The sequence below is a fragment of the Sphingomonas sp. PAMC 26617 genome (assembly GCF_000242835.1).
In the GTDB taxonomy this organism is placed as follows: domain Bacteria; phylum Pseudomonadota; class Alphaproteobacteria; order Sphingomonadales; family Sphingomonadaceae; genus Sphingomonas.
The window spans coordinates 910769-934900 of sequence record NZ_JH594425.1; the positions used below are offsets into that span (position 1 = coordinate 910769).

Genomic DNA, 24132 nt, shown 5'->3' on the forward strand with positions numbered 1-24132 from the left:
AGCAAGTAGGCCGGTCTGAGTGTCGCCTATTAGGTCGAGATAGGTTCTATCGGTGTCCGCGCCGCATCGGAAGACGTGCCTCGACCAAACCGGTAATACACACACTGCTCGTAAGTATTTTCTTAAAATAAAATGTATGTTGTTAGACTTACAGCGGCGAGCTTCCGGCCGTGGCCTCACGCGGCCTTGAAGTTGCGAAAGAGCTTCTCGAACGAACCGCGTAGCCGGACCTCGAGCGCGGGTGTCATTGGCGACAGACCAATCTCGTACTCCTTGTTATGCCGAGATAAAAGCCGGTCGACCGATCCCGTGTTCTGGGTTGAAACGAAGAACCGTCCCTTAGTATATATATCATCGATAAGCCCCAAGAACGAGCGACCGAGATTTACACCCAGGCTGCTACTTAGATAATATTTACATTCTATCGCAAGCAGGACCTTACTGGATCTCGGATGTACGCTCTCACGGCGGCAGGTGTCAGCCTCGTCCTTGAACACGATGGCAACGTCACATTCGTGATTTACCCTTGATTTGCCCGATACGTAGATTCCTATGTGAGCCTCGAGCGTTGGGCGCCCTGGGAAATGGAGCTCCGCGTGGCAGTAGTCGTGCGCCACCGAAAAGATCGAGGACGGTGACGTTCGAAACCAAAAGCTTCTTGCTGATCGACCTTGACGATCGAGCAGGCGGATCGTTGCCCCCTCCTGACGGGCTGCTTCGAGCACCAGCGACCAGACATAGCACTCGTAAAGGTCGGCGCCGTCGGATGACGCCGACAGATTCGCGCTAGTCGCAAAACCAAGGGCGTTGGCAATCTCGGTCCATAAACCGGGACGGAGCGGCATTAGGCCTTCTCCTCGACGTCGGTAAGACGATCGCGAATGCCGGTCTCGCGCGAGAGCTCGTCAAGCACCCGTGAAAGCGGGATGACCGCCTCAGTGGCTTGATCGATCGTTGCACGATCCAGTTGCAACGCCGGATTCCCGACCTCCCCCGTTGGCGCCAAGGAGATCGTCGCAGGGTTTTCGTTCGCCTCGTCGACGCGATACCGTTCTACCGTCTCCAAGAAACGAGCCGCCATCATCGGTGGCGCGACGAAGGACAATCCAAGTGCTTCAAGCAAGAGGTCGAGCCGTTCGGTGGGACGATAATCCTTCTTGCCGACGAACTCCCCCGTCGAGCTAGCGCGCGCGCGCGGCACGCCCGCGAGCTCGTCCAGCCCAGGACTTTCAGCGACCTTGAGTTTGCGGTCGATCGGACGGCCGGCCTCGATCTCAGCGTGCCATTGCTGCAGGAAGTCGGCGATCGCGTCGCGGCCAGGTTCCAGAGACTCCTGCGGAAGCGCTTGCTCGATCGCGGCGATCACTTGGTTCGCCTCTTCGTCACTGATTGCCATGAAGCTCCCCCCTTTCTCTCGTTGTGCATCATCCAACATCTTGTAGGTAGCGTAATCAAGAGCCTGGGGAGCTGAATTGTCATGAAGCGTTGCGTTATTCAGGCTAGGTTTGTAAGCTCATTACGGCCGCGATGGCTCCAATCGGCGGCGAACAGCCACCAGCCCGAGGTCACTCTCCACGGCCGCAATCTTGGCGGGCATGAAACTGCGGAGCTGCAAGCCAGCTGTGAATAACCGCAAATGGGTCATGCTGGAACGATGAATGAACGCGGAGGTCGGGGGATATCTGCCCTGCGTGTTAGGCCCTGCACCGGCGATACGATGCCGAAAATCTTTGGTCAGCAGTCTGCCCCTAATCAGGTCTCCCTAATTGGCCCAGACGAATTCGGATGCTTCATGAACTGACTTAAGTCTCTCATGCTTGGATAGTGGCCCGACAGGGGGGCGAGGTCTACTCCGAGGTCGCGTAAAGTGAGGAGTGTCAGCATGGCAGTGGCCGAGGAGGCCTCCTCGTAGAAGGCCTGCACGTCGCCCCCGTCGATCAACGGAGACGAGTGAAACATGCTAGCGCGACGCTTGTTGATCCGCTTCGGAAGGTCAGCGCCGAACTCAAAGCCCGCATCATTCAGAACTTTGATCGCGCGCGTGATCAACGTCGGGAGCCCCGGCGACTTTTTGTTTTTTACCTCAAGGTGCTTGCGGGCGAACTCGCCTACCGCCGGATCCTCGGCAGCGTCCACATAGTCAAAGAACGCCTGCTCCGACGCAAGGTAGCTCGTTTCCTCGCCGGACTTGAACCGGGCTTTCAAGAGCTCCTCAAGAACCGGCATCACGGAGGCGAATCTCTCGTTCAGGGTGCCGCCGAACCAACGTCCAATCTGGACAGCGGCGATCCGGGTTGGAATGTCAAATTGGTTGGCGGCGTAAACCTCCAACACCTCTTTCAGACCGGCGGCATCCCGACCCTTCATGTGCATGCGTTCCAGAAAGTGCGGTAGCTTGTCGGGCCGGAAGCTGACTCCTCCCAGTTCGAGCTCGGCGTCCTGCGGTACGCGTTCATTGCCTTCTGTTCCCGCCCCCCACAGATGGAACATCGGGAACTTCGGTCTGAAGCCGGTCAGGAAGCCGAACAGGAGCTCAACGCCAAGGCAGAGGTCGAGAGCCTCGCTCAGGGACCTGGGCTGATCGAAGGTGATACGTAGGACCGTTCTCGTCCGAACTTCGCTCGACGCATGGCCGCGCTGAACGAAGGGACTCCGGACGGCAGTAACTTTACCCAAGCCCGGAACGACGACTAACTCTTCCTCCGGTTTGCGGATCTCGATCGAGGTCGTGCGATGGTCCTCGCCGACCGTGTCATCGAACGACCGGCCGCCATACCAAGCGGCAAAGGTTTCCGATTCCATACCCATGCCGACGAATATTGGTTCGTTCTCATCCGCGACGGCCCGGCCCGTAAGCAGCGCTTGGAATGAGCCGGTCAGTCTCGTCCGGAGGTAGGGATGCTTCGTTCCCGACTTACCAGGATCGACAAGGAAAGCGATTGGGCGAACGAGCGTGGCAGGGCGCTGATGGTCAACAAGCACTGACACAGGAAGCGCGCCCTGAAACACACCCTGGTCATAGATGGTCCGAGGCTCCGTGAGGCGGATCACCTCGAACTGCCAGCGTACCGTCTGCTCCCCTTCAGACCAGATCCGTCCGGTCCAGTCGGCGCGCTCGCTATCGTCGCTCGCTCCCTTCTCGGGAACGTAGATCCAAGTCTGCTCTCCCATCTCGACCTCCAGCAGCAGCTGCGTTATACTCCTACGCTGTAGGGACAACGTGGACACACGTCTGCATCTATCCACCTTGCAAGCGACATGAACGAATGGCGGGTTCTGGGGAGCGCCCGAGGCGGGTGAATTTCGTTTTTCGGTCATCCATACGTCGTCAGTCGACCAACATGTGACCTTCCGCGACCTTGGCATCAACGACCGCGCGTTCTGAAACCCAACATTCGGCGCTTAGCTGATTTGGCTAGCTCAGTCAGTCTTGGGGCCACCTTGCAGCAGCTGCTGGAACACAGGAACAAGCGCAGCGACAAAGAGGGCTAGCACCAAGTAGCCGTTGAGCGCCTCCGCCGCGGCGAAGAAACGGGCGATGGGTGCCGTAGCAGTGATGTCGCCATACCCCACGGTCGTCCATGTTATGACAGAGAAGAAGACTCCGGTGCCAAGATTTTGCGTCTGGCACGCGCAACTACCACTATCGTGTAGTCCAATCTGTGAGAAAATGTATCCGTAGGCTGCTATCAGAATGCAGAGGAACACTCCGAAATAGAAGAGGCCAATCCACCTCCCTGCCGCCGTCTTCCTCATTCCACTTCGAGCGACCTCACCAACAAAGACTTGATGGGCAACCAGTATGACAAGCAGGCTTGGCATCAGCGTTAGGTAGTCGCCGAACTGGAAAACAGTGTGGAGCAAGGCCGAGATAGCTGCCGCCACGATCGTGATCGTACCCAAGGACACGAGCCTACATGCCATTGGGCTGTTTTTTCGCTTTATCACCCCCGTTACATTCCGTCTCGGTCGAGGTCTTCGAGTCTTTGACTGATAGCGCGCTCGACCGTCTCCAGGGTTTCGGCGGGTCTGGGAGCGTCGTCCTCGTCCCTCTCGGTGATGAGCTTCACCTCGACGATGAACTTCAAGGTCTTCTCTTTAACGCGGACGCGGTCGGCGACGACGTGGCTGCCGAGCTCACTCCCCTCCAACTGATCGGCCAAGGCCTGCGCGAGATCTGGGGCCCAGTCGCGCTTAACGTAGCGCTTTAAGTTCTTTAGCAAGGTCCTTCGGCGAGCCTCGTCATCGACTAAGTCGATGGCCGGCTCGCGCACGAGTGCCGCGAGTATGACCGCACCCACCGTAAACACGGCAGTCAGCGATCCTTTCTCGATTTTCTCAACGTAGAAAGCTGGGGCGTCCCGGCTCGCATTTTTAAGACGATCGGCGATTGATCGTTTGACCGAATAGTCGACATCTTGTGCGAAGATGAAACTGTTAAGCTGTCGCAGTTGGGCGTGCCGGACGGCGGTAGCGACCTTACGCATGAATTGCCGGATCGAACGATCGGAAAGATCTTCAAATTCTTTGTGGTGGAAGTCTAGGACGACCTTCTTCATACAATCCCCGCATTGCGGCGACTGGCCGGGCCACCTTCTGTCCGTCCGGTTCTAAGCGGACCCGTTAAGTGTTGTGGAGCTGCCGCTGCGCGCGAGGCCGGCGGGGACCTCCCGGTCAGTGCCGCAGAGAGCATATCCGCCGGGGACGGTATGTTCAAGTCCGACGCGGTCAGCCTTTCCAGCCGGCCATGGATCCATTTGGCTGGAAACCGCCTCTTCAGTGGTCCTTTGCCACGACAGGCCCAGACACAGACAGTTGCGTCATGGTCGGTGGCCGTCCAGTTTCAGTCTGAAAGCCGACCGGCTGACGCCGGCCTAGGCATGACAGCTTTGTCACAGTTCAAGTCGTTCTTAAGGGTAAAATACTCGTCCCCGGAACAAGGCCAAAACCCACGTGAACGAATGACTGCTTTCGGGAAGCGCTAACTTGCTCCTGAATATCCACAACTGGGTCTTCGCCACCGCGAGCAGCCCGTCGGCTTGCCTCCAGTCATTGTCGTTCTGGGCTAGCGCAACGCAGCCCGAGAGTACCGCTCACGCCAATCATGTTAAACGAACACAAGCAGGTGATTGTATCATGCCGTTGATCCGGTATCCATCGGCTCATAAAAATCGTAGGGGATGAAATTGAGGTTTGAAATCAAAGCTTTGGCTGTCGCATTGAGTCTGCTGATGACCATAGCGACACCAGCTGGATCTCAGTCGATCGACTTTCCGAAGTACGCGGTGCCAGTTTACGTTGGCGTGAGAGCACAGCCGAACTTCGCAGGCGACGGCGCTAGATTCGCTAAGATGCGGACACGAATCCGGGAGGGCTTCGCCGCAAATGCTATTGCCGCGGGTCATTACACCGTAATTCAAATTGGCTGCGGGTCGAGTTGCACATTGAATTTAATTGGTGATGTTCGTAGCGGCCATATCGTCGAATTTCCGGTAGGCCGCGAGGAGTATCCGGGTGTTCAGATCATCACAGATCCCAAAAGTCGGCTCTTCACCGCTAAATGGGGCAACATCGCATTCACTACGTGCAGGACACGGCTGTACTCGTTTGACGGGCTTCGGTTCACACAAATTGGTAAAGACGAATTTCAGAACAAATCGTGTTTTGACTGACATGACAGTGTCGGCTGGACTGCCCTCATCGGCGGAGATTGACCTAAACTCGCACGGCCTTTACTCGCGCGTGATGAAAATCCGACGCACATGATGAGGATTGTATTAGGCCCTTTTCATCCACTGACGACGACCACGTTGCGCCCATTCTGCTGGATGCAGGAGCAGATCCTCTCACGAAAGGCGAAAACGGCACGGTTTGGGCGCAAGCCGTGAAAGGCCATATGCCCGCAACGCTCGCCTGGTTGGACGCACACGGCGTGTCATAAGTGTTAAAGCGGCGTGTTGATGAATGAGCGGCAGGTTTAGGACAGCGCAGGAGCGGCGCGAATGACCGGTTGTGGGGCGTCGTAGCGAACGAGCCGCTTGCCTTTGATGCCAGGTAGCGCTTCTTTCAAAACCGTTTGGTCAAAACCATCGTAACGGAATATTTAAGGCAGGCTGACGGCGCCCGGAGCATCACATGTTTCGTAGGTGAAGTCTGAGGAACTTCCGCAGCATTTGACGCGTCGCGTCTGCCGGCAGATCCGCCGGCGAACTAGTCAAGGTATGGAAGAACACGTCGCGCACCTTCTTTAGGTTATTGAACGCTTCCACATCCTCGTCAGCCATCTCCGGATCGAGCACACTCGCCATGATGGAAAACTTGTCGGCAAGGCGATACTTGTCCTTCATCACGTCCCGCATCCGTTCCGCAACGCCTGCCGCGGCTGGGGACAAAGCCTCATTCAATGCAGTCGAGAACATCGACTCATATCCTGAGAAGCTCGACACAATGAGAATCTCGAGACCGGCCCAAGCGGAAATGAAGGAGTTGAGCGGATTCAGCCGCTGCCCGTCCGATTGGGCCAGTAGCCGAGGCACATGCCGCAGCCCCTTCGCCGCCCCATCAAGTGCTGAACTTAATTGTACCGCCTCCGCCGCCTGCTCCGGCAGGAGCGCCGACTTCGACGTCATAGTGAACCCGCCTTTGACCTCCACCACGTAGAATGGCCGCTGGTCCTCGACGTGATAGATCATGTCGACAGACCCCAGCGACCGTCCGTCGTCGGTTACACCTCGGAATGCTGACAGAGAGAGGGCCGCCAATGCCGTATTCCTAGCTGAAACTACCGCTTCACGTAGCGGAGAGTCGCTCGGCCCCACGGAGATAGCGAATTCGCCTAGGTCGATCACGTTCTGCGGATCGCGATCCGGCTCGTCCGCCTCACAATCTATCACCAGCAGGATGCCGTCGCCCATCGGCGCGAGTCTTGCGCCCGGACTGCTGGCCACCTCGTCAAAACGCTCGCGCGGGCTACGGCCGGGAGTACTGCCCATAAGCGAGGACGCTAGCATGACGCCGCATGCCGCGCGGCGCGCCACATGAATCCTAGCTTCGCCGCCATCCTTCGCCAGGAAGGCGCGCCGCCCAGGCGCGTCGATCAGAACTAACGGTTCGCCGCCGAGTACCTCGGTCAGTGACGGCAAGAGATAGAGTTCGATCGACCTGACGCGCATTCCACCAGGATAGGCGCACCGTGATCGGCAAGCTACCCATTGCCAGCAGAGCGCCCATTAGGTGAACCAATGTCCGGTTCCGGGTAGCGCTGAGACGGCGCTTAGTGACCGCAATTGGGTCTTGCCGAAGGAGGGCATCGCGGCAGTTCGCGACCAACTCAGGTCGTTCCCCGACAAGCGCGGGAATGGCCGCTCCTGCCGAAACCCGACATTTCCGTTCGTCGAGCGGTCCGGCAGCAGTGCGCCCTCTTCTCGTCGTTCTTCGCTGTCGAGAGCAGTCCGAAAAGCGGCGGAGCATATACCGTCGGCGATCTGCTATGAATCAACACCTGCCGCAGATGGGCCAATTGTCGACCCGTCGATACATTGGTGATATGAGCGCTAACTCCGATGCGGATAGTTGAACCGCGCGAACGGGTCTGTCTCCGTGCCGCTGGCAAAGATCACGGTGTCGGTAGGATGGATTTCCTGCTGGGCCCAGCGATCCCAGCCCGGATGAATAAAGTCCGGCATGCCCCAGATGCGCACGGCCGAGAGAAACTCGTCACCTCGAAATCCGACGAAGTGCAGTGCAGGTTTCACCGTCATTTCCCACTCCACAGTGGCATTCTCAAAGCCCGACTACCCGAATGATCCGGTAGCAATCGGCTGCTTCGCACTCATCACAGATCAGCCCAGGAAAGATCGAAGCGCGCCAGATATTTGCGCAATCGATCCGCGTCATTGGAGGATGCCCTGCGCGTGCGGGAGGCCGCGAACAAGGTACGTCCCGCCTCGGAAAGCGACCTGCTCTTCCGACACGTATCGAGAACATGGGCCAGCTGTACGCGATCGAACGGATCGAGCGCGTCACGCTGTTCGGCCGAAAGGACAGCGGCAAGGTCATCGTCGGTCGCCTCACCCTGCGCCCATGCGCGCTTCAGCCGCGCGATCTCCGCCTCGACGCCGTCGAGATCGATCCGGCCTTTCGGGCTGAACGTCGCCATCCGCGTCACGCTCGACGCGAGATCGCGAAAATTGCCACGCCACTCGGCATCCGGCGCGCAGGCGAAGGCGAGAAAGCGGTCACGCGCCTCCTTGTTGAAGGTCACGCGCGTGCCTTCTCGCTCGGCGAAGCGGTCGAGTTCGTAGTCGAGATTGGGTGCGATATCCTCGCGACGGTCGCGCAGGCCGGGAAGGGTGAAGGTCCATAGATTGAGCCGCGCGTAAAGATCATCGCGGAACGTGCCTTGTCGAACGCAATGGCCAAGATCGCGGTTGGTGCCGGCGATCAGTTGGAAATCGCTCACTGCCTCCTTGTCGGCACCGACGGGCAGGAAGCGCTTGTCCTCAATCGCGCGCAGGATCATCGCCTGCTCGTCGAGCCCGAGTTCGCCGATCTCGTCCAGGAAGAGCGTGCCGGTATCGGCGGTGCGCAGCAGGCCCGGCCGGTCGGCCGCCGCGCCGGTGAACGCGCCCTTTTTATGGCCGAACAGAGCGGACATCGCACCGTCGCCCTTGAGAGTAGCGCAATTCACTTCGACGAACGGTCCGCGCACCTGATGCTTGAGGCGCTTGAGTTCGTAGATCCGTCGCGCCAGCTGACTCTTGCCCGCGCCGGTCGGCCCCATCAGCAACACCGGTGCCTTGGAGCGCACCGCAACCTGCTCGATATCGTCGATCATCCGGTTGAAGGCAGGGTTGCGCGTATCGATCCCGGATTTCAGGAAAGAGGTACTCTCGGCGGCAACCGCGGCGAAGCGCGTCGCGATGCTGTCATAGCGCGACAGATCGAGGTCGATGATATCCCAGCTGCCAGGCGCGCTCGACGGGAATCCGCGCTGCGGCTGGGTCTGGATCAACCGGCCCGGCAGGTAATGCGCTTCGGTCAGCAGGAAGAGACAAATCTGCGCGACGTGCGTGCCGGTGGTGATGTGCACGAGATAATCCTCGGCATCGGGATCGAACGGATAGGCGCGCGCGAAGTCGAGCAGCTTGCCGTACACTTCCTCGAAATCCCAGGCATTGGCGAAGTCAATCACGCGCCGATCGACATGTGTCTCCGGTGATATCGAGGTGATGTCGTCCGCGACATATTCCGCCAGCCGCCCGTGGGACGTGCCGTGCAGCAGCACGAAGCGGTCGATCCGCAGATCCTCATGCATGCATAGGCCGACCGACGGCCGCCACTTGTTCCAGCGCGATGGACCAAATTTCCCCGAGTCTAACGTGGATCCGAGAAATCCGATCGCGACGAGTGGCTTCATGATGATCCTATGGGATAAAATGCTATCCCATCCGATACGATCTCAATGCCTCTCCTGCAACCGATCTGTTTGTGCCCGGCTGATGATTGCAAAAATAGATCAGCAAATACAAGTGCTTGTTTGGAATGTAGTTCTGGCCAGACTCAACTGGCACGCAGGTTGCGTAGCATGACACGTCCCGCTGGTGCTCGAACATGGCCAGCGGGACGGCGCGGCAGGGGTGATCGGAATGGGCCGATCACCCCGGAACCGCAAAGGATTTGAGATGGCAAACAAGAGCCTCTTCGCATCGGCGATCGCCAAGCTGCTGCCGGCAACCGACAGCGTGAACCGCGAATTCGCGCCGGCCTATGCGTATGGCCCGCAGGCCCGGCTTGCGCAGCTGGCGGCAACGGGAACGCTGTCGGACAGCGTCTACGCATCGGCCGAGACGCATCTGGCCGAGACGATCGAAGCTGCGAAGGCGGTCGATCCGCTCTTCGTCGCCAAGGCGGCAATCTATGCCCGCGAGGCCGGAACGATGAAGGACATGCCGGCCTTGCTCTGCGCCTATCTGACGCTGGCCGACCCAGACCTCGCGGTCGTGGTGTTCGGGCGCGTAATCGATACCGGGCGGATGCTGCGCACGTTCGTGCAGATCATGCGATCGGGGCAGGTCGGGCGGACGTCGCTCGGCACGCGGCCGAAGCGGCTGGTGCAGACCTGGCTCGAGACGGCCTCGATGCGCGACCTGATGGCGGCTGCAACGGGCAACGACCCATCGCTCGCCGACATCGTGCGGATGGTGCGCCCAAAGCCGGCAACGGACGAGCGGCGCGCTTTCTACGGTTGGCTGATCGGGAAGCCGTACGATGTTGCGGCGCTTCCGGTCGCGATCGCGGCGTTCGAGGCGTGGAAGCGGGACCCTTCGGGCGTCCTGCCGCCGGTGCCGTTCGAATGGCTCACCGCGTTTCCGTTGACGGCGGAACAGTGGGGCGAGCTGGCGCGCAGCATGGGCTGGCAGGCGCTGCGGATGAACCTCAACACGCTGGCTCGCAACGGCGCGTTCGGTGTGTCGGGAGTTACAGATGCGGTGGCCGCGCGGCTGTCGGACTCGGCGGCGATCGGCAAGGCGCGTGTGCTGCCGTACCAGTTGATGGTGGCGCTGGGGTCGGCAGGTGAGGGCGTGCCGCTCAAGGTACAGGCGGCGCTCGAGACTGCGCTCGAGGCCTCGGTCTCGACCGTGCCGAGCGTGGCGGGGCGAGTGGTCGTCTGCCCCGACGTGTCGGGGTCGATGGCCTCGCCGGCGACGGGGTTCCGCAAGGGCGCCACGTCGAAGGTCAGTTGCAACGATGTCGCGGCCCTGGTCGCGGCGGCGATGCTGCGGACCAACCGCGAGGCGCGCGTCCTGCCGTTCGAGGAGAAGGTCGTGGGCATCACGCTCGATCCGCATGCCCGGCTCGCGGTGAACACCGCAAAGCTGGCGGCGGTCGGCGGTGGCGGGACGAATGTCTCGGCGCCGCTGGCCAAGTTGAATGCGGAACGGGCCGCGGTCGACCTGGTCGTGATCGTCTCGGACAACCAGTCTTGGATGGATGCGGTGCAGGGCGGCGCGACGCAGACGATGCGCGAGTGGAACAGGATCGTCCGGCGTAACCCGGCGGCGAAGCTGGTCTGCATCGACATCCAACCGCACGGCACGACGCAAGCGTCGGGCCGGGCAGAGATCCTCAATGTCGGAGGTTTTTCCGACGCGGTGTTCGACACGATCGCGAAGTTCGCCCGCGGCGAAACGCGCGACTGGGTCGGCATCATCGAGCACACGGAGGTATGAAAAATTGGCCGTGGCGAATGCCGGTGGGACTACATCCTCCACCTGAGGTCCGACGAGTAAAGCGCCCGAGTGCCAGTGATGGTGCGAAGGAGATGCGGGTTCGAATCCCGCCGCTGGAACGTAGCTTAAGGACCGCGTCTCGCCACCACTCGTCGCCACGGCCAGAAATCAACACGGCGAATGCCGGCACGGACTACATGGTGTCGCGGGTTCGAATCCCGCCCCGCGCAAGCGGGTAGCTCAGCCTGGTAGAGCGCAACGTCCGCCACCTTTTCGTCGCCGTGACCACATACGAAGCTGGCAAATGCCGACGGGACTACACGGTACAGGAGGTTCGAATCCTCCCCGGAGCGATCCGGAAACGTCTCGTCATTCCTCGTTGCCAGCACCGATCATCGGCGAATGCTGGTGGGACTACAGGGAGAGCGCCTGCTTCATGCAGGAGGTCGATGGTTCAAATCCATCCCCGGGCGACCGGGTAGCTCAGCAAAAAATGTCTCGCCAATCCTCGTCGCCGATACCGATACCGACACCGCCGACCCGTCGCGAATGCCGGTGGGACTACACGGACCTTGGGGGTCGCCGGTTCGAATCCGGCCGGGCTTCGGCCCGTAGCTCAGCGGTTAGAGCATCAGGCAAGTCTCACCAATCTCTCGTCGCCACGACCACGGCGTGCAACAGTTCAACAGGAGGTCAGGATGACCGAAGCCAATTTCGAATTCCAGCCCGTCGAGGGCGGCGTACCGATCAAGATGTGGACTCGCGGCGTCGCCGTGGACGACAAGGCGCGCGCGCAACTGATGCGCGCGGCGCAGATGCCGTTCGTGTTCAAGCACGTCGCGGTGATGCCCGACGTCCATGTCGGCATCGGCGCGACGATCGGCTCGGTCATTCCGACCAAGGGTGCGGTGATTCCGGCGGCGGTTGGCGTCGATATCGGCTGCGGCATGATGGCGGCGCGTACCTCGCTCACTGCTAGCGATCTTCCCGACAACCTGGAAGGCGTCCGCGCTGCGATCGAGCGCGCGGTGCCGGTCGGCCGTTCGGTTGGCCGCGGCAACCCGACACTGGCTCGTGGGGTGATCCGCCGGCGGCGATCGTCGACGTATGGGCGACGCTGGCGACGCGCTTCGGACAGATCGTCGCGAAATATCCCAAGCTCGCCAAGTCGAACAACCTGGTTCACCTCGGCACGCTCGGCACCGGCAACCACTTCATCGAAGTGTGCCTCGATACCGAGCAGCGGGTGTGGGTGATGCTGCATTCGGGCTCGCGCGGGGTGGGCAACGCGATCGGCACCTTCTTCATCGAACTGGCCAAGCAGGACATGCGCAAGTGGTTCGTCAACCTGCCCGACGAGGACCTCGCCTATTTCCCGGAAGGGACCGAGCATTTCGACGATTATGTCGAAGCGGTCGGCTGGGCGCAGGATTATGCAGCGCTCAACCGGCGGATGATGATGACCAACGTCATCGCAGCCATGCGCCGGGTGATCACCAAGCCGTTCGAGGCGGAGTTGGAGGCGATCAACTGCCACCACAACTACGTTACGCGCGAGAACCATTTCGGCCAGAACGTACTCGTCACCCGCAAGGGCGCGGTGCGCGCGGCGAAGGGCGTGATGGGGATCATCCCCGGCTCGATGGGGGCCAAGTCGTATCTCGTGCGCGGCCTCGGCAATGCGGAGTCGTTCGACAGCTGCAGCCATGGTGCCGGGCGTGTGATGTCGCGCACCGAGGCGAAGCGCGAGGTCACGGTGGCAGAACACGTCGCCGCGACTGAGGGCGTCGCCTGCCGCAAGGACGAAGGCGTCATCGACGAGAGTCCGCGCGCCTACAAGCCGATCGAAGCCGTGATGGCGGCACAGGCCGATCTCGTCGAGATCGTGCATACGTTGAAGCAGGTGGTGTGCGTGAAGGGGTAGCCCTTCACGCCACCATTCCCGAGAAAGAAGACCATGATCATCATCGACGGATCCGAAGGCGAAGGCGGCGGACAGGTCGTGCGCAACGCGTGCGCGCTGTCGCTCGTCACCGGCCAGCCGTTCCGCATCACGAATGTCCGCGGCAAGCGCGAGAAGCCGGGGCTGATGCGGCAGCACGTCACCGCGGTCGAAGCCGCGTGCGCGATCGGCGGCGCGACGTGCGAAGGCCTGAGCGTTGGGTCGACCGATCTGACCTTCCGTCCAGGCAAGGTGACGCCGGGCGAGTATCGCTTCGCAGTCGGCACCGCGGGATCGACCGGTCTGGTCTTACAGACCGTGTTGATGCCCCTGATCCTCGCCGGCGCGCCGTCCCGGCTCGTCCTCGAAGGTGGCACGCACAACATGCTCGCGCCGCCCTTCGACTTCATCGCGAAAAGCTTCCTGCCGGTCATCAACCGGATGGGGCCGAAGGTCACTGCGCGTCTGGCGCGGCACGGCTTCTATCCACGCGGCGGCGGCCGGATCGAGATCGATATCGAGCCCGCTCCGCTGACCGCGATCAGTTGTGTCGATCGCGGCGCATTGATCGGCCGCTCGGCCACCGCGCTGTTCGCCAGCCTGCCGCTCGACGTGGCTGAACGCGAGATCAAGACGGCGCGCGGACTCTTGGACTGGCCGGAGGATGCGTTCTCGATCCGTGAGCTGCCCGAAGAGCAAGGCCCTGGCAACATCGTGTTGCTCGAGGCAGTCTACGAGCATGTCACTGAAGTGGTGAGCGGCTTTGGCAAGCTCGGCGTTTCCGCCGAGCATGTCGCAAAGACCGCCGCCGCGCGGATGGCTGGCTATCTCGCTTCGGATGCTTTTGCGGGCCCGTATCTCGCCGACCAGTTGCTGTTGCCGTTCGCGCTCGCGGGCGGTGGCAGCTTCACTACCGTCAAACCAAGCCAGCATAGCCTGACCGCCAGGGTGATCATCGAAATGTTTCTCGGGCGGCGCTGCACCTTCCTGCAGCTGCCAACCGGCACACATCGCATGGAGGTCCGCTGAACCCAGTTGTAGATTATTTGATTCCGTGCGCGTCGAGCCAGGCGAGCGTTGCGGGCATATGGCCCTTTGCGGCCTGCGCTCGGACCGTGCCGTTTTCATCTTTCGCCCGTGGATCTGCCCCGGCGCGCAGTAATATCACAGCAACGCGATCATCGTCGGTCGACAACAGGGGCGTGGTGCCGTCCTTGTCGTGGGCATTAGGATTCGCACCGTGTTTAAGCAAAAGTTGCGCGAGCTGCGGAGACTCGCAACCCATCAGTGCTGTCCAACCAAGGCTATCGCGGGCTTCCAATGGCACACCCAAATCGATGAACGTCTGGCCCATCTCCAGTTCCTTAGCGGGATGCTCGTCACAGGTAGGTGCGCTGCCGCGAAGCGCCGTTAAAGCAGTCCCGTCATCGCCCGCAATAAGAGGGTCAGCACCAGCCTTCACGAGCGCGCGAGCGATCTTCGCGCTGCAACCGACGTTTCTAAAGGCTGCAGTCAGGGCTGGACGTGGGATGGCGGTGAGCGCGCCGCGGTTGGCGAGCGTCTCGAACAGAGCATCGCTTCCGCTCCTCGCGGCTGCGTGGACGAGCATCGTTCCCAGCACCTGGTCACCGATCTTTGCGTCGAGCGGCACGCCGCGCTTGACCAGCTCTAGCAACAGCTTCTCGAGGCCTTCCGCCGGACGATAGCCACTCAGTTTCGCCGCCGCGGCGGCCGCGAGCATCCCGGCCGAACGTGACCGATATTCGAAATGCGCTCCGTCGAGTTCATCGAGAGTCTGGAGGTTGCCGTCTACCCAGCGACCCGTGCCGGCGACCGCGTCGACCGCCTCTTCAAGATCGCGAACAGCCTGAGGCATGCCGGCCATCGTACCGATATAGTCGGTCACGGTCTTGCTTGCTTTGCCAACCCGGACAGTAAGCACTTGCGTGGAAGCATCGGTCGCGCCGTAGGCATATTCCTTCTTGAGTCCATAGAAGTGCGCTGCTCGAAACTCGTCGAGTAGTCGGGCGACCGCCGCGGGATCGACACGTGCAGCATGATGCCCAGACAGCAAAACGTTGTTGCCGTTATATTCGAGATGGACCTGAGCCGCCGTACCCCTGAAATGGTTGTCGCCGGTGTCGAACTCGACAAGTCCGTCACCGTGCACTGTCACGCGATAATCGGGGCAGCTCCCGAAGCAGGCGCTGCGATGGAGTGTGATCTCGAAGTCCGTTGTGTCGGCCGCCGGAAAAACAATAGCCGCGTTCGGCGGATCGGGTTGCTTCTGATAGCTAATGCTGACCCGGCCAACTGCGTTTACCGGCTTGCCGTCGAACATCTGCGGGCGGAACGTCCACGCCCGAAGCGCAGACAGCGCCGGGGCAGGATCGAGCTTCTGATAATTGTCGATAGGCTCCGCCGCGATAACCTTGCCGGCGGTATCAACGGTTACAAGCAAGGTAAGGCCTGCAAACCCGCTATCTTGCGGGATCACGGTCGTTTCGCCCGTAAGACGCTGATCGTCGAGCTTATAGAAGCCGATCGTCGGCACCGGTTCGGAAGCGCGACATGCGCCCCCGGTGACAATCCACGGCAAAAAACAATACCCTAGCGCACGACCGAATCTCATACCCATCTCCCCGTAGAGAGAGCATGACAATCGCGGAGGACAGTGGCAACGCGGCCCGACTTACCGCATCAGCCTCATCGGCAGCATTGCGCACTAATTGCAGCCGTTCAGCAGTAAACCGAGTTCGCCCGAACGCTGGCGCAGGTCCGACTGGCTGCGTCGGATGGAGTTGATGTTGCAAGACCATTCATTGCTCTAGAAGCTCCGCGAATGACCGCTCCCAGGGGAAGGCGTCGTTCGCCGTGGGGCCTGCGATCGACGGCTAAGTCCCAAACCAAGCCGTTTCGACCCGTGCTCAGAGACATGAACCAACGGCCGAAATTAGGAAGGCGGAAAGAGCCCGCGAAGTACGAAGCTGGTCAATTGCGCCATCTCAGGCGCCCTTTTTCGATAGATAGCCCGTCGGCCCGCTTGTTAAATCACCTGCGCGACAATTGTGGTTTCACGCGGCACCGTTGATCCGTTCAACCCGAAACGAAAGCACTCCTGAGCAGTATAACGGACCTTTAATTAGAAGATATTTTGAATTGAAAGTAACTTTGTCTGCGAAAAGTGGTTAAGCCTCTTATCCAGTTAATATCCAAGACCCTGATTCATACTTTCCGTATTTTTTTGGAACCGGTGACGTTGAGGGCGAGTTTACGGAGTTCTGGTTAAATTGCCGTTTTGAAGGAAACCTCATTGTCTCAAGAAACTACAAACACCGTTGAACTTGCTACTGAATTGACGATGGCTTGGCTGTCGAACCCAAATACGCGGACATCGGCAGAGGATGTCCCGGCATTTTTGAAAATGATGCATGACGCAGTGATCGGTCTATCGACTGCACCGACCGAAGCCGCCACCGAGGAAGCCGCTGCTGAATTTACTGGGGCGGTTACAGCGAGGAAGTCGCTATCAAATCCCGACGTGATTATCTCGATGATCGACGGCAAGCCCTACAAGACGCTAACGCGGCATCTCTCCACTAACGGTTTGACGGCTGCCGAATATCGTGCCCGCTATGGTCTGAAGCCCGATTATCCCATGACTGCACCGTCTTATTCAGCAATGCGTCGTGATATGGCGAAGAAGATCGGTCTTGGCCGAAAGCCGGGCCAGAAAGCCGCTGCCAAGGCGGCCGTTCCCGTATCGGCGCCAAAGCGCGGTCGCCCTGCAAAAGTAGTCGAGGCTGCTTGATGTGACAGGCGGCGGGCATGCTGGTCGTGTTCGCCGCCGTTCAGTCCATCGCTCGAAAGAAGATACTGTCCGGTATTGCACGGCAAATCGCCTTGGCAGGAAGGCTCCATCTACGCCCTCGTTGAAAACGGCCTTAAGTCCGCTTCCCTTCATCCTGCTTCTTACCGGCAGTTGAGCTGGTCGGTGAAAATTGCGCCCCCTTTTGTGAACGAACGGGATGGGCGTTCAAACGACGGGCTTTAAGTGGGAACTGACAGGCGTCGCTGCCGCGGCGGCAGACCTGCTATTAAAAGCTTTCAGTCTAAGAAACTTCGGTTCGATGAACGCTTCTTGGGAATACGGGGTGGCAAGTTCTGGGCCGCATGACCTCGCCGTTTCAGATGCATTGTACGCTCAATAATTTGCTGTTGATTGCGCACGATTCCCACATGCTGTCTGCCGCGCATCGCGTTGGCGAACTCATACGCTGCAACGCATCGACGGCATTGGGAACGTCAGAGGCAGCCAAGTGCCCGTTCACGCGTTGCTGCGCCGCACCATCTGGATGTTACCTTATGCCTATCTCTACGCCCGACCGGCCTGCATCGGTCGGGCTGATTCACTTTGCGCTGGCGCTCGGCGGCTTTGCGATCGGTGTAACCGAGTTCGCAACCATGAGCTTGCTGCCGTACATGTCGCATGGGTTGCACATCGACGAGCCGACAGCCGGGAACGTCATTAATGTCTATGCGCTCGGCGTCGTCGTGGGCGCGCCGTTGCTGACCGTGTTCGGCGCTCGCCTCAGCCGCCGCACGTTGCTGATCGTGCTGATGTCGCTTTTTGCCGTCGCCAACGGTCTGAGCGCGCTGGCACCATCCTATCATGCAATGCTCGTGTTCCGCTTCCTCAGCGGATTGCCGCATGGTGCCTATTTCGGCATCGCGTCGCTGGTCGCCGCGTCGCTCGTCCCCCCGGAGCAGCGCACGCAAGCCGTGGGACGCGTGATGCTAGGGCTGACGACCGCCACCATCATCGGCGTGCCGTTCGCCAACTGGCTCGGGCAGGCGGCCGGATGGCGCTGGGGGTTCAGCGTCGTGACCCTCTGCGCGCTCGCGACCGTGGTGCTGGTGCTGGCGATCGTCCCGCGCGACCGGCCCGACGCCGACGCCAGTCCGCTCCGCGAACTGGGCGCGTTGCGCCGTCCGCAAGTGTGGCTGACGCTCGGCATCGGTGCGATCGGCTTTGGCGGATTGTTCGCGGTCTATACCTATCTCGCGTCCACGCTGGTCGAGGTGACGGGCGTGCGATCGACGGTGGTGCCGCTGGTGCTCGCGGTGTTCGGGATCGGCATGACCGCAGGCAATCTGATCATCCCGCGCTTCGCTGACCGCGCGTTGATGCCGACCGCGGGCGCGTTGCTGGTGTGGAGTGCCGCGTCGCTCGCGGTCTACACCGTGGCGGCTCATCATTTGTGGTCGATCATCCTTGCGGTGTTCGCGATCGGGCTCGGCGGTGCGCTCGGCACCGTGTTGCAGACTCGGTTAATGGATGTGGCGGAGGACGCGCAGGGGTTGGCGGCGGCGCTCAATCATTCCGCGTTCAACACCGCCAACGCGCTCGGCCCTTGGCTCGCCGGAATGGTCGTAGCGGCCGGCTATGGCTGGACTACGACCGGGTGGGTGCGATGTGCGTTGGCACTGGGCGGTCTCGCCGTCTGGGCGGTCGCCGTGCTCTGGACGGTCGCGGATCGCCGCCAGCGGCCTGTGAGCGGATCGAGCGAGGCGGTGGCGTGAGCGAGGTTCCCACGCCACCCGAGGTCCGCCGCGGCTTGGTCCTCGCGGCCGTGATGGCGGCGTCGTTCATGATCGCGATCGAAGCGACGATCGTGTCCACCGCGATGCCGCAAATTGCCGGGCAGCTCGGCGACCTGCAATATTATGCGTGGGTATTCTCCTCCTTCCTGCTCGCGCAAACTGCGACGACGGTGGTGTTCGGCAAGCTTGCCGACCTCTACGGTCGGCGATCGGTGCTCCTGGTGGGCATCGGCATCTTTCTGCTCGGCTCGGTGCTGTGCGGCTTCGCTTGGTCGATGCCATCGCTGATAGTTTTTCGTCTTGTCCAAGGGCTGGGTGCCGGCGCGATCCAGCCGGTGTCGATCACCGTCATCGGCGACCTCTACGCGACGCACGAGCGCGGCAAGGTTCAGGGCTGGCTGGCAAGCGTGTGGGGCGTCTCGTCGGTGACCGGACCACTGGCCGGTGGTCTCATCATCCAGCATCTTAGCTGGGCGTGGATATTCTGGATCAACGTACCGATCGGGCTAGCGGCGGCGGCTGGCTTCTACCTGTTCCTGCGCGAGACCGTGGCTACGCACGAGCGCAGCGTCGACGGTATCGGGGCAGGGTTGTTCACGGTTGCGATCGCGGCGCTGATGGTGGCGCTCACCGAAGTCGGGACCGATGGCGGCCGCACCGCCGCGATCGCCACTGTGGTCTGCATCGTCGCCGTAGCGTTGTTCGTTGTGCAGGAGCGCCGCGCGCGCGACCCGATGATCGCGTTTACGCTTTGGGCACGCCGCACGATTGCCGCCACCAATGCGGTGACGCTGTTCAGCGGCATGGCGGTCATCGGGCTCACTACCTTCCTGCCGATGTACGTCCAGGCGGTGATGGGCCGTTCGCCGCTCGAGGCGGGCTTCATGCTCACCGCGATGGTGCTTGGCTGGCCGATCGCGGCGACGCTCGGTGCGCGCAACTTCGGGCGCTTCGGCCTGCGACCGATCCTGATTTTCGGCGCGGCCTTGCTGCCGGCGGGCGCGATACCGTTCGTGCTGCTGTCTCCGCTGAGCTCGCCGCTCGTGGCGGGGTTCGGCTCGTTGGTGATGGGGTTCGGAATGGGGTTCCTGAGCACGGCCGCGATCGTTCTGATCCAGGGCAGCGTGGGATGGGCAGAGCGTGGCGCCGCGACAGCCTCCAACCTGTTTGCCCGCAATTTGGGCAGCACGCTTGGGGCAGCGGTCCTTGGCACCGTGCTCAATGCCAGCCTCGCCCGCGGGCACGCGGGGTCGCTGCAGCAGATCCAGCAGCTGCTCGTGGGCCAGGGTTCAGCGGCAGGCGCGGTGGCGAGCCGAGCAGGACTGGCGAACGGCCTCCACCTGACGTTTTGGGGCGTCCTGCTGATCGCGGCCGTGACATTGGCGCTCTCAGTCTTCGTGCCACAGGCGACAACGGAGAATGGTGCAACGACATGAACCGATATCGGATGGCGGGCAGCGGAAGGAGCGCCAGGAACGTCTGCGGTTGGATCGTGTCTGCCGAGGTCATAGTGGATATCGACTAAGGACCGAGGCCTACAGCTGGAGAGAGGTTATACCAGGCGTGTTTGCGACAACCTTAGCGCCCCAAGCGGGGCAGGAATGACGGGAAAGTTAACAGCCGGCATTTGCACAACATCTGAAGTCTTCTGTTGTCTTTCGGACAGAGGGATATTGTTATGTCCGAAATATGTAGGCAAGTTTTTGGGCATGGCCACGCCCGTTTTCTATCTCACGACCTGAAGTCTCAGCTCCTGCTTCTGCTGAGCAAGGTGCGTAGTCCCCTTGAACGGGCTTCCTTTGCTTGGGAGAGCGACCAGCGTCGCAGGCTCTGCCAGTCCCGGCATCAACATTCCTGCCCATAGGACGGCTAACTCGCGCCTCCGGGGCATGTACGCCGCACGGTTATATGCACCCTCGACCTTGTTTGTCGGAATATGGGCGAGCATCAGATCGATAACCGCTCGATCATCGGAACGGCCATGCGACTTCACCCACTCGTTCATAATGGTCGAGAACGCCGCTCGAAAACCGTGAGGCACGTGACGGCCGTGATATCCCGCGCGATTGAGTAGATATCCAAGTGCGTTTTCGCTCATCGGTTGATGAACGTGGCGATTGCTCGGAAAAACGAGCTTGCCCCGCCCTGTGACCTTCCAGGCCGCTTCCAATACGGCCACGCTTTCCGGCGCAAGGGGAACAAGGTGATCACCGTCCATCTCGTCTTTGCGATCCCGATCCCCTTTCATACGGCTCGCAGGAATTCTCCAAAGAGGTGCCTTCCCGTCCAGGTCTTCGAATTCTTCCCATTGCGCCCCGCGCAACTCGCCTGGCCGAACCGCCGTCAGTGCGATCAGCCTCAGCGCCAGTCGGGTGATCGGCCTTGCAAAATCGGCATCTACGGTCGCCAACATCCTGCGTAATTCGCCTACGTCGGTAATGGCTGGCTGGCGCCCTCTCTTTGGTAGCGGCTTCAACGCAGCTCCGACCTTCTCGGCGGGGTCTGACGTGGCGAGCCCGCTGGCGATAGCATAGGTATAAATCGCAGAGATTCGTTGGCGCAGACGCTTCGCCGTTTCGATCGCTGACCGAGATTCGATCAAACGCAGGCACTCAAGGATCTTGGGTGGAGTGAGCGCTCCGATTGGGAACGCGCCGATCACCGGAAACACGTCGCGCTCGAGGGTGCGGATGACCTCGGCAGCATGTACCTTCGCCCACTGCGGCGCGTTCGCTTGATGCCATTCGCGGGCGATCTTCTCAAAAGTGTTGCGGCTCGCCTCGATATTTGCCTGGATCTTAAGCTTCTTCGCTACGGCGGGGTCTGTGCCCTCGGCCAAAAGCTTCCGCGCCTCATCGCGCTTCTCACGTGCTGCGGCGAGACCGATGAGCGGATAAGGCCCAAAAGACAGGCTCTTGCTCTTCCCGTCATATTGGTAATTCATCCGCCAGAGCTTCCCGCCCGTGGTCGACACGAACAGAAAGAGCTGGTGCGCATCAAACAGCTTGTAAGGCTTTTCCCGTGCCTGAGCCGCGCGCAGTTTTGCATCGTTCAGCATGACAATCCCGATACCTCATTTTCGCTGCCCGATACCCCATTCGCTGCCCACGATGGTTGTGGAGGCATGCGAACGGATAAGACCGAGCCGACGCGACAAACGACGGTTTTCCGGGGGTTTTGTCAAGATATGTGGACTGTTGCGGAGGGCTCTGAACGAGGCCCTGGCGGAGACGGAGAGATTCGAACTCTCGGTACGGTTTCCCGTACGACGCTTTAGCAAAGCGTTGGTTTCAGCCACTCACCCACGTCTCCAGGTCACGGCGAGGTGGCTCTATAGCCGTGCTGTTCGCTGTGATCAACAGCCGGTTTGCGCATCAACCACCGTGAATTCGACTCGGACTGGCGCGGCGTTCATTGGCGCGTCATATGATCCGGCGCTAGAGATGCGGGACGTTGGGGAGAATGACGATGCGCGTGGGTTGGTTTGCGGTCCCGAAGGCAGGGGCCATGCTCGCTGTCATGCTGGCAACAGCCCCGCTCGCGGCGCAGGTGCGAACGATCGATCCGAACCAGTCGATCGATTCGGATCTCGCACCGGCACAGCCCGCGCGGTCGACCTCGCAGAACCCATCACCACGAGCCCAGTCCCGGCCCGCTCCCGTCCAGCGCGCAACGGAGCCGGTCCAAAACGCCTATCCGCCCAGTTCGGATTCACCCCCGCCCTACCCGCAGGATACGGAATCGCCAGCCCCGGCTGCAGCGCCGACAGGCTCGCCCCGCTATCCCGATCCCCCTGCGAACGATCCCGCGACGCCGCCCCAGCAAAGCCCCGCCGACATCGCCGCGCAGGATGGCGCGCGCGCCGGTGCAGATGCCGCCGCGGCACAGGGCGAGACCTTCAAGCAAAGCGAAATCCTCGTCGCCGCCGAGGGCACGTTCGGCAAGGGCGCATCCGGGCTCGCGGGGATCCTCGAGCGCACGCTCAAGGAACAGGGCCAGCCGAACGCCTATATCTCGGGCCGCGAAGCCTCGGGCGCGATCGTCGTCGGGTTGCGCTACGGCAAGGGCACGATGTTCCACAAGGTCGAGGGCCAGCAGCCGGTCTATTGGACCGGCCCGTCGGTCGGCTTCGATCTTGGCGGGGATGCCAACAAGGTCTTCGTGCTGGTCTACAACCTGTATGACTCGGCCGAACTGTTCCACCGTTTCCCGGCAGCCGAAGGCCGCGTCTATTTCGTCGGCGGATTTGCCGCGACCTATCTACGCCGCGGCAACACCGTGCTGATCCCGATCCGGCTGGGCGTCGGCTGGCGGCAGGGGGTCAATCTCGGCTACATGAAGTTCAACAAGACCTCGAAGTGGTTCCCGTTCTGACGGCGGACCAGGGTCCGTCCAGCGCGCCGCTAACCCGGCAGGTCCTGCGCGCGATCCTGGCGGTGGCGTATCTTGCGGCGGGTGTGCTGCACGTTGCGATCCCCGCGCCGTTCCTGGGAATCACCCCCGCGTGGGTCCCCTTCGCGCCACAGGTGATTCAGGCGACCGGCCTGTGCGAAATCGCGGGTGCGATCGCGTTGTTCGTACCGCGGCTGCGCTGGTGGGCGGGGGTTATGCTCGCGCTGTATGCGGTGTGCGTCTACCCCGCGAACATCAAGCACGCTGCCGATTACATCGCGCACGGCACCGGCGGGCTCAGCCTGTGGTACCATATCCCGCGTCTGGCGTTTCAACCGGTGATCGTCTGGTGGGCATTGTTCGCCGGGCGAGTGATCGACTGGCCCTTTACCGCTCGAAAGCCCCGCGCATGACCGAACCGACCGACGAGATCCTGATCGACACCCCAGATGGCCCGATGACTTTCGCGGAGTGGAAGAAGAAGCACCCGGTCCAGGTCCCCTCGCGCCGCACCAAGGGCAAGGACCTGCCGGTCAAGGTCAAGCGTTTCACCGACAAGTAGTACGCGCGATCGTTTTTTTGATGGCACCAGCGCGCGTTTCAACCGTTGCGCTTCCGAACCATGCCCTGACGGTGTGGCCATGGATGAAAGGAACACTGCGATGAACGAGACCTCCCTCAAGGGCGATGCCCAGAATGTCACCGGTTCGCTCAAGGAAGCAGCGGGCAATCTGACCGGCAGCTCGAAGCTGCAGGGCGAAGGCATCGCGGATCAGGTTACCGGCACGGTCAACAAGGCCATCGGCGGCGTCCAGGATGCGATCGCGACCGGCCCGGGCCCGCTCGTCCAGCAGGCGCGCGATTTCGCCCGTGCCAAGCCATGGGCGACTGCAGCCCTCGTCGGCACGATCGGCCTCGCGCTGATCAACACGCTGCGCGGCAAGAAGTAAGTCGATACGGGTG

Annotated in this window: 22 protein-coding genes and 1 tRNA gene; 12 read left to right on the top strand and 11 right to left on the bottom strand. The window is 61.1% G+C overall.

All coding sequences use genetic code 11. The features are described 5' to 3' along the window. Window positions 1-176: 176 nt before the first annotated feature. The 5 genes from RH91_RS03760 to RH91_RS03780 form a co-directional block, all read right to left on the bottom strand. Complete coding sequence (locus RH91_RS03760) at window positions 177-845, bottom strand: hypothetical protein (protein ID WP_029623583.1); 669 nt, start codon at window positions 843-845, stop codon at window positions 177-179. After that, on the bottom strand, window positions 845-1396 hold the full coding sequence (locus RH91_RS03765) for a hypothetical protein (RefSeq protein WP_010161214.1): 552 nt from the start codon (window positions 1394-1396) through the stop codon (window positions 845-847). The genes RH91_RS03760 and RH91_RS03765 overlap by 1 nt, the downstream gene beginning before the upstream one ends. A gap of 356 nt (window positions 1397-1752) precedes the next feature. Beyond that, window positions 1753-3171 carry a hypothetical protein gene (locus RH91_RS03770; protein ID WP_157136846.1) on the bottom strand — a complete coding sequence of 473 codons (1419 nt, stop codon included), beginning with the start codon at window positions 3169-3171 and terminating at the stop codon, window positions 1753-1755. Between the two features lie 249 nt (window positions 3172-3420). Next, window positions 3421-3903 carry an ion channel gene (locus tag RH91_RS21210; protein ID WP_157136847.1) on the bottom strand — a complete coding sequence of 161 codons (483 nt, stop codon included), beginning with the start codon at window positions 3901-3903 and terminating at the stop codon, window positions 3421-3423. A gap of 50 nt (window positions 3904-3953) precedes the next feature. Beyond that, a complete protein-coding gene (locus RH91_RS03780; protein WP_010161217.1) occupies window positions 3954-4559 on the bottom strand; it encodes a hypothetical protein in 606 nt (201 codons plus the stop codon). Between the two features lie 621 nt (window positions 4560-5180). Here RH91_RS03780 and RH91_RS22215 point away from each other — a divergent pair. After that, window positions 5181-5672, top strand: coding sequence for a hypothetical protein (locus RH91_RS22215; protein WP_232283403.1), 492 nt, complete (start codon window positions 5181-5183; stop codon window positions 5670-5672). A 459-nt stretch (window positions 5673-6131) separates the two neighbouring features. On the opposite strand, the gene RH91_RS03785 is transcribed toward RH91_RS22215, so the two are convergent. The 3 genes from RH91_RS03785 to rtcR form a co-directional block, all read right to left on the bottom strand. Next, window positions 6132-7172 (bottom strand): hypothetical protein, encoded by a 1041-nt coding sequence (locus tag RH91_RS03785; protein ID WP_010161218.1) that lies wholly within the window; start codon window positions 7170-7172, stop codon window positions 6132-6134. Window positions 7173-7553: 381 nt separating this feature from the next. After that, window positions 7554-7760, bottom strand: coding sequence for a hypothetical protein (locus RH91_RS03790; protein ID WP_010161219.1), 207 nt, complete (start codon window positions 7758-7760; stop codon window positions 7554-7556). 74 nt (window positions 7761-7834) lie between these two features. Continuing rightward, window positions 7835-9418 (bottom strand): RNA repair transcriptional activator RtcR, encoded by a 1584-nt coding sequence (rtcR, locus tag RH91_RS03795; RefSeq protein WP_029623584.1) that lies wholly within the window; start codon window positions 9416-9418, stop codon window positions 7835-7837. A 265-nt stretch (window positions 9419-9683) separates the two neighbouring features. Here rtcR and RH91_RS03800 point away from each other — a divergent pair, with 265 nt between their 5' ends. The 4 genes from RH91_RS03800 to rtcA all read left to right on the top strand — a co-directional run bounded on the left by RH91_RS03800 (window position 9684) and on the right by rtcA (window position 14202). Next, the gene (locus RH91_RS03800; RefSeq protein ID WP_010161222.1) at window positions 9684-11231 is read left to right on the top strand and encodes a vWA domain-containing protein; all 1548 of its coding nucleotides are present in this window, start codon (window positions 9684-9686) and stop codon (window positions 11229-11231) included. Window positions 11232-11929: 698 nt separating this feature from the next. Further along, a complete protein-coding gene (locus tag RH91_RS23445) occupies window positions 11930-12487 on the top strand; it encodes an RtcB family protein (RefSeq protein ID WP_010161223.1) in 558 nt (185 codons plus the stop codon). Further along, window positions 12409-13155: an RtcB family protein gene (locus RH91_RS23450; protein WP_332306625.1), complete on the top strand. Its 747-nt coding sequence runs from the start codon at window positions 12409-12411 to the stop codon at window positions 13153-13155. The genes RH91_RS23445 and RH91_RS23450 overlap by 79 nt, the downstream gene beginning before the upstream one ends. A gap of 33 nt (window positions 13156-13188) precedes the next feature. Beyond that, window positions 13189-14202, top strand: coding sequence for an RNA 3'-terminal phosphate cyclase (gene rtcA, locus RH91_RS03815; protein ID WP_010161225.1), 1014 nt, complete (start codon window positions 13189-13191; stop codon window positions 14200-14202). 13 nt (window positions 14203-14215) lie between these two features. Here the strand turns inward: rtcA and RH91_RS03820 are convergent, their stop codons facing one another. After that, window positions 14216-15727 (bottom strand): DUF6438 domain-containing protein, encoded by a 1512-nt coding sequence (locus tag RH91_RS03820; RefSeq protein WP_029623585.1) that lies wholly within the window; start codon window positions 15725-15727, stop codon window positions 14216-14218. Window positions 15728-16486: 759 nt separating this feature from the next. Here RH91_RS03820 and RH91_RS21425 point away from each other — a divergent pair. The 3 genes from RH91_RS21425 (at window position 16487) to RH91_RS03830 (ending at window position 20213) form a co-directional block, all read left to right on the top strand. Continuing rightward, on the top strand, window positions 16487-16984 hold the full coding sequence (locus RH91_RS21425; protein WP_010161227.1) for a MucR family transcriptional regulator: 498 nt from the start codon (window positions 16487-16489) through the stop codon (window positions 16982-16984). Between the two features lie 554 nt (window positions 16985-17538). Continuing rightward, window positions 17539-18756 (top strand): MFS transporter, encoded by a 1218-nt coding sequence (locus tag RH91_RS03825; RefSeq protein ID WP_010161228.1) that lies wholly within the window; start codon window positions 17539-17541, stop codon window positions 18754-18756. After that, window positions 18753-20213 (top strand): MDR family MFS transporter, encoded by a 1461-nt coding sequence (locus RH91_RS03830; RefSeq protein WP_010161229.1) that lies wholly within the window; start codon window positions 18753-18755, stop codon window positions 20211-20213. Before RH91_RS03825 ends, RH91_RS03830 begins: the two co-directional genes overlap by 4 nt. 290 nt (window positions 20214-20503) lie before the next feature. Here RH91_RS03830 and RH91_RS03835 read toward each other — a convergent pair whose 3' ends face one another. Together RH91_RS03835 and RH91_RS03840 are read right to left on the bottom strand one after the other, a co-directional pair. Further along, complete coding sequence (locus RH91_RS03835) at window positions 20504-21835, bottom strand: tyrosine-type recombinase/integrase (RefSeq protein ID WP_010161230.1); 1332 nt, start codon at window positions 21833-21835, stop codon at window positions 20504-20506. Between the two features lie 164 nt (window positions 21836-21999). After that, window positions 22000-22089: transfer RNA gene (locus RH91_RS03840), tRNA-Ser, on the bottom strand. 150 nt (window positions 22090-22239) lie between these two features. Between RH91_RS03840 and RH91_RS03845 the strand changes: the two genes are divergently transcribed. The 4 genes from RH91_RS03845 to RH91_RS03855 all read left to right on the top strand — a co-directional run bounded on the left by RH91_RS03845 (window position 22240) and on the right by RH91_RS03855 (window position 24119). Beyond that, entirely contained in the window at window positions 22240-23151 is a 912-nt protein-coding gene (locus RH91_RS03845; protein ID WP_010161231.1) for a DUF1134 domain-containing protein, read from the top strand. Then, entirely contained in the window at window positions 23136-23582 is a 447-nt protein-coding gene (locus RH91_RS03850) for a DoxX family protein (RefSeq protein ID WP_010161233.1), read from the top strand. The genes RH91_RS03845 and RH91_RS03850 overlap by 16 nt, the downstream gene beginning before the upstream one ends. Next, window positions 23579-23731, top strand: coding sequence for a hypothetical protein (locus RH91_RS22795; protein WP_170318329.1), 153 nt, complete (start codon window positions 23579-23581; stop codon window positions 23729-23731). Before RH91_RS03850 ends, RH91_RS22795 begins: the two co-directional genes overlap by 4 nt. Before the next feature lie 100 nt (window positions 23732-23831). Further along, window positions 23832-24119 carry a CsbD family protein gene (locus tag RH91_RS03855; RefSeq protein WP_010161234.1) on the top strand — a complete coding sequence of 96 codons (288 nt, stop codon included), beginning with the start codon at window positions 23832-23834 and terminating at the stop codon, window positions 24117-24119. Window positions 24120-24132: the final 13 nt, after the last annotated feature.